11 protein-coding genes are annotated in these 12749 nt (G+C 57.0%); 7 read left to right on the forward strand and 4 right to left on the reverse strand.

Going from position 1 to position 12749, the window contains the following annotated elements:
- The first annotated feature begins 75 nt into the window (after positions 1 to 75).
- Positions 76 to 1629 carry a tRNA (N6-isopentenyl adenosine(37)-C2)-methylthiotransferase MiaB gene (miaB, locus tag L6439_RS10395; protein WP_213469645.1) on the forward strand — a complete coding sequence of 518 codons (1554 nt, stop codon included), beginning with the start codon at positions 76 to 78 and terminating at the stop codon, positions 1627 to 1629.
- Positions 1630 to 1780: 151 nt separating this feature from the next.
- Positions 1781 to 2197, forward strand: a complete 417-nt coding sequence (locus L6439_RS10400) for a YlbF/YmcA family competence regulator (protein WP_168181457.1) — start codon at positions 1781 to 1783, stop codon at positions 2195 to 2197.
- A gap of 102 nt (positions 2198 to 2299) precedes the next feature.
- On the opposite strand, the gene L6439_RS10405 is transcribed toward L6439_RS10400, so the two are convergent.
- Complete coding sequence (locus L6439_RS10405; protein ID WP_168181451.1) at positions 2300 to 3298, reverse strand: electron transfer flavoprotein subunit alpha/FixB family protein; 999 nt, start codon at positions 3296 to 3298, stop codon at positions 2300 to 2302.
- 578 nt (positions 3299 to 3876) lie between these two features.
- Here L6439_RS10405 and L6439_RS10410 point away from each other — a divergent pair.
- From L6439_RS10410 to L6439_RS10430, 5 genes are all read left to right on the forward strand, one after another.
- Positions 3877 to 5607: a long-chain-fatty-acid--CoA ligase gene (locus L6439_RS10410; RefSeq protein WP_213469646.1), complete on the forward strand. Its 1731-nt coding sequence runs from the start codon at positions 3877 to 3879 to the stop codon at positions 5605 to 5607.
- A gap of 149 nt (positions 5608 to 5756) precedes the next feature.
- Positions 5757 to 6176 carry a PaaI family thioesterase gene (locus tag L6439_RS10415; protein WP_213469647.1) on the forward strand — a complete coding sequence of 140 codons (420 nt, stop codon included), beginning with the start codon at positions 5757 to 5759 and terminating at the stop codon, positions 6174 to 6176.
- Between the two features lie 88 nt (positions 6177 to 6264).
- The gene (locus tag L6439_RS10420; RefSeq protein ID WP_168181454.1) at positions 6265 to 6807 is read left to right on the forward strand and encodes a cysteine hydrolase family protein; all 543 of its coding nucleotides are present in this window, start codon (positions 6265 to 6267) and stop codon (positions 6805 to 6807) included.
- Between the two features lie 57 nt (positions 6808 to 6864).
- On the forward strand, positions 6865 to 8364 hold the full coding sequence (locus tag L6439_RS10425; RefSeq protein WP_168181455.1) for a nicotinate phosphoribosyltransferase: 1500 nt from the start codon (positions 6865 to 6867) through the stop codon (positions 8362 to 8364).
- Positions 8365 to 8771: 407 nt separating this feature from the next.
- Positions 8772 to 9626, forward strand: coding sequence for an SMP-30/gluconolactonase/LRE family protein (locus L6439_RS10430; RefSeq protein WP_213469648.1), 855 nt, complete (start codon positions 8772 to 8774; stop codon positions 9624 to 9626).
- 1388 nt (positions 9627 to 11014) lie between these two features.
- On the opposite strand, the gene L6439_RS10435 is transcribed toward L6439_RS10430, so the two are convergent.
- From L6439_RS10435 to L6439_RS10445, 3 genes are all read right to left on the reverse strand, one after another.
- Positions 11015 to 11206 carry a hypothetical protein gene (locus L6439_RS10435; protein WP_213469649.1) on the reverse strand — a complete coding sequence of 64 codons (192 nt, stop codon included), beginning with the start codon at positions 11204 to 11206 and terminating at the stop codon, positions 11015 to 11017.
- 109 nt (positions 11207 to 11315) lie between these two features.
- Entirely contained in the window at positions 11316 to 11996 is a 681-nt protein-coding gene (locus tag L6439_RS10440; protein ID WP_213469650.1) for a GNAT family N-acetyltransferase, read from the reverse strand.
- Positions 11997 to 12080: 84 nt separating this feature from the next.
- On the reverse strand, positions 12081 to 12743 hold the full coding sequence (locus tag L6439_RS10445) for a GNAT family N-acetyltransferase (RefSeq protein WP_168179665.1): 663 nt from the start codon (positions 12741 to 12743) through the stop codon (positions 12081 to 12083).
- Positions 12744 to 12749 lie beyond the last annotated feature (6 nt).

Below are 12749 nucleotides of genomic sequence, written 5' to 3' on the forward strand. Positions count from 1 at the left end.
ATGCTTTTTTTGGAATAGGCATCAATCATTCACCTTAAACCTATGACATTACGATATGAAGGAGTGACCGGCAGCATGAGCAAAGAGTCGAAGGATTACTCCAAATATTTTGATTTCTCGAACGCAAAAGTGATTTCGGAGGATGAACACGGTAAGCGCATTCGTATCAATGGTCGCGAAATCAACATTATTTCGGAGCCTAATCATCGAGCAGAGAAACAGCGGGGGAAGCAGGACATCGTTGTCCATTATGAAGAGGCGGTTCCCGCAGAGCTGCAGCAGTTAGGTACAGGCAAGCATTATCTCATCTATACGTTCGGATGCCAGATGAACGAGCATGACTCCGAGACGATGAGCGGGCTGCTCGAACAGATGGGGTACCGGAAGACGGAAGATCGCCAGATGGCGGACATTATTCTTCTCAATACCTGTGCGATCCGGGAAAATGCCGAGGATAAGGTATTCGGCGAGCTTGGCCATCTGAAGACGCTCAAGATCGAGCGGCCGGGCCTGCTGCTTGGGGTATGCGGCTGCATGTCTCAGGAAGAATCGGTCGTGAACCGGATTATGCAGAAGCATCCGTTCGTCGATCTCGTCTTCGGCACGCATAATATTCACCGCCTGCCTTATCTGATCCGCGATGCCCTGTTCAACAAAGAGATGGTCATCGAAGTATGGTCGAAGGAAGGCGACATCATCGAGAACCTGCCGAAGAAGCGGGAGGGGATGCGCGCCTGGGTGAACATCATGTATGGCTGCGACAAGTTCTGCACCTATTGCATCGTGCCCTATACGCGCGGCAAGGAGCGGAGCCGGCTTCCGGAGGATGTCATCGCGGAAGTGCGCGAACTGGCTCGGCAAGGCTTCAGGGAGATCACGCTGCTCGGGCAAAATGTCAACGCCTACGGCAAAGACTTCACGGACCGGAACTATACGTTCGGCGATCTAATGGATGACATCCGCAAAATCGATATCCCTCGCGTCCGTTTCACGACATCTCATCCGCGCGATTTCGATGATCGGCTCGTGGAGGTGCTCGCGAAGCGCGGCAATCTGGTAGAGCATATCCATCTGCCGGTGCAGTCGGGCAGCAGCGAGGTCTTGAAAAAGATGAGCCGGAAGTATGATCGGGCTCGCTTCCTCGAACTGGCCGGCAAGATTAAGAAGGCGATCCCGGATGTCGTGTTGACCACGGACATTATCGTCGGATTCCCGGGCGAGACTGACGAGCAGTTCGAGGAGACGATGACTCTGGTGAAGGAGGTCGGTTTCGATTCCGCCTTTACCTTCATTTATTCGCCGCGGGAAGGCACTCCTGCCGCTCAGATGGAAGATAATGTTCCACTCGAGGTGAAGAAAGCGCGTCTCCACCGTCTGAACGAGCTCATGACGGATCTGAGCCGCAAGAGCAATGAGAAGCTGATCGGCACGACTGTCGAGGTGCTGGTGGAAGGCGTAAGCAAAAACAACGCCAACATTTTATCCGGCCGCACGCGCACAAACAAGCTGGTTCATTTTCCAGGTTCGGAAGAGCTGATCGGCCGCTTCGTTTACGTGCGTATCGACGATGCCCTGTCCTACTATATCAAGGGCGAAATGGTGCCGGAGCCGGTGCAAATCAGCTCCTAGCCGTCGTGAGCTTACGGCATAACTCGGGGCGGAGGCGTGATGATCGCATGCCCTGCACCTTAATTTTGCAACCATACGATAATCCAGATGGGAGAGGTTCGCATTGACGCAACATTCACATGATTCGTCCAAGGTTTCACCGTGCAGCAGCATGCCTTCCTATAATACGCGTGATCTGCTGGTCCGCGACGATATTATGGCGAAGGCGAAGCAGCTTGCCGAGATGATTTGCACGACGGATGAGGTTATCCATTACCAAAAAGCGGAGAAGCTCGTTCAGAAGCATGAGCGGGTGCAGGAGCTTATCTCGGCCATGAAGAAGAAGCAGAAGGAAATTGTCGCCTTCGAGTCATTTCAGAATCAGGAAATGGTGAACAAAATCGAGAAGGAAATCGATGAGCTGCAGCAGGAACTCGACAATATTCCGCTTGTCGTGGAATTCCAGCAGAGCCAGACCGATGTGAACTACTTGCTGCAACTCGTCATGTCCGTCATTCGGGATACGGTGGCCGATAAGATTGAAGTCGAAGCGGCGTCCCCCGAAGACCCGGAAACTTGCAGCGATTAAGCTGACAACAAAGCGATACGACAGATACAGCCGAAGCGGGCTTCCGTCCCTGATTTTACAAGGGAAGGAAGCCTTTTTTTTGATGATCGGGGGAGGGTCTAATTAGGAGAGCAGCTTGCGAAATTCGGCGGTAAGGAGCGGGACGATCTCGAACAGATCGCCGACGATTCCGTAATCCGCCACTTGAAAAATCGGAGCTTCCGGATCGGTGTTAATCGCGACGATGACGCGCGATTGATTGATGCCGGCCAAATGCTGAATCGACCCGCTGATGCCGCAGGCAAAGTAGACCTCCGGCGTCACCACCTTGCCGGTCTGTCCGATCTGCAGCGCATAATCGCAATAGCCGGCGTCACAGGCGCCGCGGCTGGCGCCGACCGCTCCGTTCAGGACGAGAGCGAGCTGCCGAAGCGGCTTGAACCCGTCCGCGCTCTTGACGCCGCGCCCGCCAGACACAATGATTTTCGCCTTCGTCAGATCAATGGAGCCGCTCATTTTCGTGGCGACCTCTCGCACGATTGAGCGCAGCGTAGGCGAAGGAGCGGGAAGGTAGCGGCGTTCCGGCACGGCCGCGGACGCCGGAAGCAGCGCTCCCGCCTTCCCGCCAGGCGGGAAGATGTTGGGCCGGACGGTGAGAACCCAGCACCGCGATGCTCGGGTGAACCGCTTCGTCTCGAACGCCTTGCCGGCATAAATCGGTCGATGGAAGGCGAAGCCGTCCTCATATGCTTCGATAGAAGTAACGTCGGAGATTTGACCGGACTGCAAATGGGAGGCCAGCATTGGGGCCAGATCCCGGCCCATCGCCGTATGCCCAAGCAGGACGACATCGGGCTTCTCCCGATCGACGAAGGTGCGTGCGGCGGCAAAATAGGTTTCTGCCTCATAATACTGATATCGATCGCTGTCTGCCACAACGATCGCGTGGATGCCGGGAAGTGACAGCGCGTCGGCGGCTTTCCCGATGGCATGCCCGATGACCAGCACGATGACGCGATCCTCGACTTTCGCCATTTGCGCGACTGCACCAAGCGCTTCCCATGTCACTTGCCTCACTTGATTGCCACGCATTTCCGCGATAACGGCAAATGTGCGTCCCATGCGCACTCACTCCTTTCGTTCATTCTCTCGTCATTCCAAAATAATGGAAGCTGATGCCGGGCTGCACGCCATGCTCTGTACATTTGACTTCTCCCTTGGCAGGCGGATTCCCTGCCGCTATTTACCACCATCAAGGATGCGAGCCGAAAAAATGTGGTTATTTATAAGGCCGTCGGCCTAATCGCGTTCTCCATCGGACTCCTTCTTCCGGACGCTCCCCGCTTGAATGACGATGTTTTCTTTCCCTATCGGTTGTCTGCTTGATTAGGAAATCCTCACGGACTCGCCTCAGTGCCGGATCGCTGCTATCCATCATATGGCTCGGACGTGAAAGTTATTGCACTTTTTCGGCGTGAGTCGGGAGGGAACATATCTATTTACTATCGGTCAACATGGGTATGGGATTGCATTTTTTAGCCCCGAAAAACATATCCATCAAGCAGGAGGCACACGAAGCGAAATTCGGGTGTCAGCAGCGTTCCTTTTCAGCGATGGCAAGCGGCACGAAATGCGTTAACACGTCATCTAGGCGGCCACCGCAGAAGAGATGAATTCCGCGAGAAGAAAGGGAGGGTGTCATGCATGTCATAGAGAACGGCGAACGCCCCTGGATTCGCCATTACCCTGAAGAAGTGGCACCGACTGCCGATTATCCGAAGCACAATGTGGCGCAACTGCTGATTCAAGCGGCCGTTCAGTATCCGAGCCGGACTGCCGTCCATTTTATGGGGGGGAACCTGTCTTATCAGCAACTGCTGGATGCGGCCTACCGCTTCGCGAACGGCCTGCACGCGCTCGGCATCAAATCCGGGGATCGGGTGGCGCTGATGCTGCCGAATTGCCCGCAAATGGTTATCGCCTATTACGGGTCCCTGCTGGCCGGGGCCGTGGTCGTCATGACCAATCCGCTCTATATGGAGGGAGAGTTAATCAACCAGCTCAATGATGCCGGGGCGAAGGTGATCGTTACCCTCGATATGCTGCTGCCGCGTGTCAGGCAGGTCAAACGCCACACGCCGCTGACGTACATCATTTGCGGCTCGCTGCGCGAATATTTGCCGTTCCCGCTGCGGTTCTTGTATCCGCTGAAGGCCAAGAAGGAAGGACATTCGCTGCACATCCCGCATGAGCCGGGCCTGTTCCGCTTCAAATCATGGTTGAAAAGCCATACGCCCCAGCCCGTGCTCTGTCCGGTCGACGCGGAAAATGACATCGCGATGCTGCAATATACGGGCGGCACGACAGGCACGGCCAAAGGCGTGATGCTGACGCATTACAATCTCGTCGCGAACACGGTTCAGACCGCGAATTGGTGCTACAAGGCGAACCGGGGAGGGGAGAGGTTCCTGGCGGCGCTGCCCTGTTTTCATGTGTTCGGGTTGACGGTGCTGCTCAATCAGGCAATGCATCTGGCAGGGGAGCTCGTCCTGCTGCCCCGGTTCGATACGCTGCAGGTGTTGGACGCGATTGAGAAGAAGAAGATTACGGTTTTCCCCGGGGCGCCCACGATGTATATTGCCATCAACCACCATAAGGAAGTCCAGCGCTTCGACCTGTCCTCCGTCAAAGTGTGCGTAAGCGGATCGGCGGCTCTGCCGCTGGAGGTGCAGGAGCGCTTCGAGGCGCTGACCGGCGGCCGGCTGATCGAAGGGTATGGGCTGACGGAGGCTTCGCCAGTCACGCATGCGAACCCGATCTGGGGTCTGCGCAAGACCGGGACGATCGGAATCCCGTTCCCGGACACGGATGCGAAGGTGGTCCACCCCGAGACGTTCGAGCCGCTTCCGCCCGGCGAGATTGGAGAGCTGGCGGTGAAGGGGCCGCAGGTGATGAAGGGCTATTGGAACCGGCCGGAGGATACGGCAGCCGTGCTGAAGGATGGCTGGCTCCTGACCGGGGACATGGCGAAGATGGATGAAGACGGTTATTTCATGATCGTCGATCGGAAAAAAGACATGATTAATGCCAGCGGCTTCAAAGTATATCCGCGCGACGTCGAGGAGGTTCTGTTCGAGCACCCCGCCGTGAGGGAGGCCGTGGTCATCGGGGTGCCCGATCCGTACCGCGGGGAGACGGTGAAGGCGTTCGTCGTCCGGGCCGAAGCGGCCGGGACGACGGCGGAGGAACTGGAAGCGTGGTGCCGGGAGCGGCTTGCCGCCTACAAAGTTCCGCGGCTGTACGAGTTCCGCGAGGAGCTGCCGAAGACGATGGTCGGCAAAGTGCTGCGCCGCCGGCTGGCGGAAGACGAGAGGCAGCGGCAGGCCGGGGGCGGCCCGGCGGAGCCGCCCGAATCCGGCAAGCAAGAGTAGCGCGCGTTCGGCTGACGGGCCGGTTCAGGGGGGAGCCGGCCCGTCCGGCTGACGCGGCCGGGCCAGTGCTTGCCGTATACGGACTAGATGGCGAGACGCGCAATTTCAAGCGGTCCCAGGACACTTTTTTGGCGAGAGGAGCAAGGCCGATGAGCGGAACGGGCGGGGACGCGATGCAGCGGTGGGCGAAGCTCGAGGAGCTGGCCGCGGCGACATTCTGGGGACATCTGGGCTGCGAACTGGCCAGCGTCGGCGAACGGGAAACGATTGTGCGGCTGCAGGCGCGGGAGCGTCATTTGAATATAATGGGAATGGTCCATGGCGGGGTGCTTGCCTCTCTGCTGGATACGACGATGGGCATTGCCGCGTCGGCGAACCGGCCGGATGATCAAGTTGTCACGAGCAATCTGAACATTCATTACGTTCATCCGCTGCAGGCGGGCTTACTGGAAGTCCGGGCCCACGTCCTTCATTCCACGAGCCGGACGATGACGGTATACGGGAGCGTAACGGGCGAAGACGGCCGATTAGGGACGATTGGAACGGGTTCCTTCCGGGTCAAAGGGTAATTGGCGAGTTGAACATTTGACATCAATTTGTCATAATGACGTTAAGCTTATCATTACCCTTACTGGGCTGGAGAGGAGACGATTCACGATGAAAGCGTTAGTCGTCATTGATTACACGCATGACTTTGTCATCGGCCGGCTTCCGTGCGGACAGCCGGCTATTGACATTGAACGCCGGATTGCGGAACTGACCCAGCAATTCGCCGCCCAAGGCGAATTCGTGGTCATGGCCGTGGACGTTCACGACGAGCAGGACCCGTATCATCCGGAGACCGCGCTATTCCCGCCGCACAACATTCGCGGGACGGAAGGCCGCGAGCTGTACGGCGCGCTGCGGGAGGTGCATGAACGCCATGCCTCGGCGATATACTGGATGGACAAAACCCGGTACAGCTCCTTTTGCGGCACCGATCTCGACATGCGGCTGCGGGCGCGCGGGGTGAAGGAAGTCCACCTGGTTGGGGTGTGCACGGATATTTGCGTGCTGCATACGGCGATTGAAGCGTATAATCTCGGTTATCGGATCGTCGTGCATGAGGATGCGGTCGCTTCATTCAATGCCGACGCGCATCGCTGGGCGCTGGAGCATGTCCGCAATACGCTGGGCGCTCAAGTCGTCAGCGGATACTGATGGATTTGCGGCTTCGGCCGAGGATAGGCAAAGGATGTCAGAAAGAAGGATGAATAAATGAATGCATCAATGGCATTGCATACCGACAAATATCAGATCAATATGATGTATGCGCATTGGAAGCATGGCACGCATAATCAGAAGACGGTGTTCGAAGCCTTTTTCCGGAAGCTGCCCTTCCATAACGGGTACGCCGTGTTCGCCGGCCTCGAGCGGATTATCGAGTATATGGAACAGCTCCGCTTCACGGAGGAGGATATCGCGTATTTGCGTGAACAGGAGGAGGAGTACGAGGAAGCGTTTCTGCAGGAACTGCGCAACTTCCGCTTCACCGGCAACATCGATGCGGCGCGGGAAGGAACGCTCGTGTTCGCGAATGAACCGCTGATTCGCGTGGAAGGGCGCATCTTCGAGACGCAGCTGATCGAGACGGCACTACTTAATTTTATGAATTTCCAGACCTTAATCGCGACGAAGGCATCCCGGATCAAATATGTGGCAGGCAATGACATTTTGATGGAATTCGGAACGCGACGTGCTCAGGAAGCGGATGCCGCCCTCTGGGGAGCTCGGGCCGCATATCTGGCGGGCTTCCATGCGACCTCCAACATGCTGGCGGGCCGCCGCTTCGGGATCCCCACGAAGGGAACGCACGCGCATGCCTGGGTGCAGAGCTTCGAGAACGAGCAAGAGGCGTTCCAGGCATTCGCCGAGGCGCTCCCGAACCAGGTGACCCTGCTGGTGGATACCTATGATACGCTGCACAGCGGCATTCCGAATGCGATCCAGATCGGCAAGGAATTGGAGAAGCGAGGCAAGAAGCTGCAGGCGATCCGCCTCGACAGCGGCGATTTGGCATATTTGTCGATCGAAGCCCGCCGGATGCTGGATGAGGCCGGCTTGAACGAGGTTCAGATCGTCGCTTCCAACGATTTGGACGAGTACACAATCTCGGATCTGAAGCTGCAGGGGGCCCGCATAGATATGTGGGGCGTCGGCACGCAACTGATTACCGCGGCGGATCAGCCGTCTCTCGGCGGGGTGTACAAGCTGGTATCCCGCGAGGTCGACGGGGTAATGCAGCCAACGATCAAGATTTCGGCCAATCCGGAAAAAGTGACGACGCCGGGCAAGAAGGACGTCTATCGCATCATCCATAAGAAAAAGAAAAAAGCGATCGCCGATTACATCTGCCTGACGGAAGAGGATGACGTCGAGCGCCGCGCCAAGATCAAGCTTTTCGATCCGATACATCCATATCTTCATAAATATGTGGAGCATTACGACGCCGAGAAGCTGCTGCATCCGATCTACCGGGACGGGATGCTGGTGTATGAACGGCCGCCGCTGGACGAGATACGCGAGTATCACCGTGAGCAGCTGCAGCTGTTCTGGCCGGAATATTTGCGCAAGACGAATCCGGAGCGCTACCACGTCGACATCAGCACGAAGGCATGGCAGTTGAAGCATGACATGATCGAGTCTTACGTGCAGGAGCAAGAGCAACGGACGCGTATTTTGCGGGAGAACGGGGACGACGGCGCCAACGGCCATTAAGTGGAATCGAAGGGCCGAAGCGGAAATGCGAATCCTGCTGGAAGCCTGGCCCGGAGTGTTTGCTTGGAGGTTCCGGTACGTCTTTCCATCGCCGCCTGTGATTTCGGTTCGGTTGGCCGATAAGGTGATGAAATTCACATGCAAAGGCGGGAAGTACGCATCTTCCGGGATGTCATGAATGGCAGGAGAACCGATAGCGTGACAATCCTGTAATTTTCGATAACGCAGCAATGTATACTGTATTAGTGTTAACTTGTGGTAATTCGTGGGGAAAAGGTTGGTCTTGCCGATTAATGCAGCATCCGGCAACGACAAAGGAACATATCAGCGGACGGGATGTTCGATAGAGACAGACGAGATAGCGCAGACAGCCGAACTTCTCTCGTCCGAACCGGAGAGAGAGGACGATGAGTATGAAGGATCTGGGGCAAGGACGCCGCAGCGAGCAGTTCACTCCGCCGCATGGATTTACGGGCGGCGTCGAGGGGCCGGCCTGCGACAAGGAAGGGAATCTGTATGCCGTGAATTACGAACGCGAGGGAACGATCGGGAAGGTCACGCCGGAAGGCGTCAGCAGCGTCTTTCTGGAGCTTCCGGAAGGAAGCGTCGCGAACGGGATCCGGTTCAATCGGGCCGGCGACATGTTCATGGCGGATTATAAAAGGCACCGCATTTACCGCTATTCTTGGGCGGAGAGCCGGCTGGACGTGCTGGCGGAGGAGCCGGCGATGAATCAGCCGAATGATATCGCGATCTCATCGCGCGATGTGCTGTTCGCCAGCGATCCGAATTGGGGAGACAACACCGGACAGCTGTGGCGGATCGATCCCGACGGGAAGACGACGCGCCTGGAAGCGGGAATGGGAACGACGAACGGAATCGAGGTCAGCCCCGACGACCGTCTGCTGTATGTGAACGAGTCGGTGCAGCGCCGGATATGGGTGTATGATCTGTCGGAGGACGGGAACGTATCCAATAAGCGCTTATTCCATCAGTTCCCGGATTACGGTCTTGACGGCATGCGCTGCGATGTCGAGGGTTATCTGTATGTAACCCGGTTCGGCAAAGGAACTGTAGCCATTTTGTCGCCGGGAGGAGAACTGGTCGAAGAGGTTCAACTGCTGGGCAAGGAGTGCACGAACCTGACGTTCGGAGGCGAGGACGGGCGGACCGTATATGTCACGATCAAGGATAAGGGCAATATCGAACGCTTCGTTGCCGATCGTCCGGGCCGCTGCCGGAGATTGTTCGGGCTTGTCTAGCGGCCTCCGGCACGGCGGCGGATTCGTGCTGTGAACCGTGCCCGGACAACCGGGCGAAGAATGATATGAGACAACCAAGCGAATACACGAAAAGAGGCGCCACGGGTCGTGGCGCCTCCTCCAGACTGTCGATAAAGTCCTGTCGACAGTCTTTTTTTCTTTATGAAGGGGGGGACGGGGGAGGCAGGACAGTTTAGGTTAGGTCAGGTTGGGGCGTGCTGCTCCCTGCATGAAGCTAGATAGTCTGCGCATGAAGAAAGCTAGCCCCCGTAAGAAATTGCTGCACAGGCGCAGCATTTTTAACCTCAAGAGGCTAAATCCCGGGGAATTCCTGCAAAATTACATTATTTCGCCATTTTGGGCGCTATTTATGCCTTGCCTTAGGGTAATTGCTGTAGTTTTGCAGCAATCCTATTTTCACAGCTTCGTGTCAATGAAAATGCTGCATTTTTGCAGTATTGGTGGAGCAGGTGACAAGGGTGATGGGAGATATTGCAGCTTTAGTGGAGCGGGATGATTAGAGTGGCGTGAGATACTGCAGCTTAAGTGGAGCAGGTGACTAGAGTGGCGTGAGATGTTGCAGTAATAGTGAAGCAGGTGACTAGAGTGGTGGGAGATACTGCAGCTTTAGTGGAGCGGGATGATTAGAGTGGCGTGAGATACTGCAGCTTAAGTGGAGCAGGTGACTAGAGTGGCGTGAGATGTTGCAGTAATAGTGAAGCAGGTAACTAGAGTGGCGTGAGATACTGCAGCTTTAGTGGAGCAGGTGACTAGAGTGGTGGGAGATATTGCAGCTTTAGTGGAGCGGGGTGATTAGAGTGGCGTGAGATGTTGCAGTAATAGTGAAGCAGGTAACTAGAGTGGTCGGAGATACTGCAGCTTTAGTGGAGTGGATGAATAGAGTGGCGTGAGATACTGCAGCTTTAGTGGAGCAGGTGACTAGAGTGGCGTGAGATGTTGCAGTAATAGTGAAGCAGTAACTAGAGTGGTGGGAGATACTGCAGCTTTAGTGGAGTGGATGAATAGAGTGGCGTGAGATACTGCAGCTTTAGTGGAGTGGATGACCGGAGGTGCGGGGCGGGAGAGTACGCCTGCGAAGTGGACCTCTCCGTCCCCGGCGGGCCGATCCGGCGTACGTGGAAGCACTTATTACGATCGGCAAAGCCAAGGAGGCTTCCATGCCGGCGTTCAGGATCAACTGCAGCATGGGGAGAGGGTGTGCCCCTTACGCTATTTGCGAGTTTATATCATCTTCGACGATGAGATGAGGGGATACGATGAGGACGAAACGGGTCAGCCCTATCTAATTTGCGGTTCGTGGACCAGTTGTTCGACTTCGCGGATCAACTGTTCGACTTTTTGCTGTCCGGCGGCCTATCTCGCCAAAATCATTGTTCGATAATCTGAAAGAGGCGCCACGACTCGCGGCGCCTCTTCTTGCGTACGGTCAGCAGGAGGAGCGGGAAATGGACTATTTCTCGGGAAAGCGCAAAATACTCCAGCGTTCCCCATCTGCTGACCGGTATCGACGGGCTGGGGCGGACGCCAGCGATGAACCGGATCAGACGATGTCGGTTCATGGTCCCGCCATGGGGGAACGGCAGCAGCGCTCTCGCAATGCCCCACAGCGTCATTCCCGGTACGCGGGCACGGCTGCACAGCTGCCGCCAATCTCTGCCTGCGGCCGTCTTAGAGCGGGCGCAGGGCAATCTGTTCCATTTGCTTCAAGCCTTCCATCATAGCGAGCCATGCCTGCGGTTTATTCGGCAGCACGGCGTAATACCATTGCAGGAACTCAGCCACGAGCGAGGCCGGAACGGAACTCATCCCGTCCTGCATCGGCATGAAGCAGAGGTCGAGTCCGCTGACGGCCTCCCCGTCGTTCGACCAGGACGGGTGAACGTAAGGGAAGTCGAGGCGCTCGTATCCGAGATGGGAGAGCACCTCGCGCCGGACGACCGGGTCCATCGGACGAATGCCGCCGAAGGAGAAGTCGCCTACCCGGTAGGGGTCGTAGATTTCGGCGAACATGCCGATGAGCGGCTGGCCAGCCGATTCCGCCACGCTCAGCAAATCGCGCTCGCGCTGCTTGTACAGGAAGCGCCCGATGCCGAGCCCCGGCTCGCCGATGATAGTGAAATCGGTCATCGCCACCTGCAGCGCTTCCACATAGCGGTATTCGGTCGCGCCGACGACACGTCCGTCAAGCACGGCGACAAAGACGCGGATATCGGGGTCCTCCAGCGGTTCCCGCCACAGATCGAATTCCAGCACCTCTTCCTTCGGAAAAATTCGGCCCATCAAAGCATGCATTTGGGCAAACAGCGGATCTTCGATCGATTGGATACGTTCATAGCGAAGCTGGGTCATGCGGATTCAACACCTTTCCTCATTATCTCTCTTCAAATCGAATCATTACGAATGCGTGTTCCAATGGGTCAACAAGGAACGCCATCACAAGAACGGGTTGCGCCATTCCATCAGCAGGCCGTAATTGGCCGACTGCCCATCCTCCAAATAATCGGGCACGACCGCGACGGGCGTGCGGCCGCAGCGGAGCAAAAAGCTGACAACCGGATCGCGCCGCCGGCCTTCCATGACCTCCCGCACGTACTGTTCGGCGCTCATCTCATTCGCGACGGCACCGTAACCGGGCATGCGGGCTCCCCCCAGAAGCCGGTCCAGTCCGAGATGGACGACCGTGGCGTACATCGCCTGCATCATCCACTGCCCGATTCCATATTTGCGGTATTCGGGACGGACGCACAGATCGACGACATACAAGGTCCGCCCCGCCGGATCGTGGTGGCGGATATACCCGTTGTCCGTCGCCGCTTCCCAGGACAGGTGCTCGGCATCGGCGGCAGGCGGAAGCACAAGGGCCGTCATCGACCCGACGAGCTGCCCGTCCATCTCGGCGCAGAGCGCCCCCGCCGGAAAGCGGGACACATGCTCCCCGATCTGCTCTCGGTTCCACCACAGTTCCTCCGGGAAGGGCGGCGGGAACGAGGCCCGCTGGATGTCAATGAGCGCGTCGGCATCGGCCAGACTGTAATTGCGAATCGTTACTCCCTTCGGCTTGCCTTCATGCAGCACATACATCGATTGCCGGAGCATCGCCGC

The sequence above is a fragment of the Paenibacillus dendritiformis genome, assembly GCF_021654795.1.
Lineage (GTDB): Bacteria > Bacillota > Bacilli > Paenibacillales > Paenibacillaceae > Paenibacillus_B.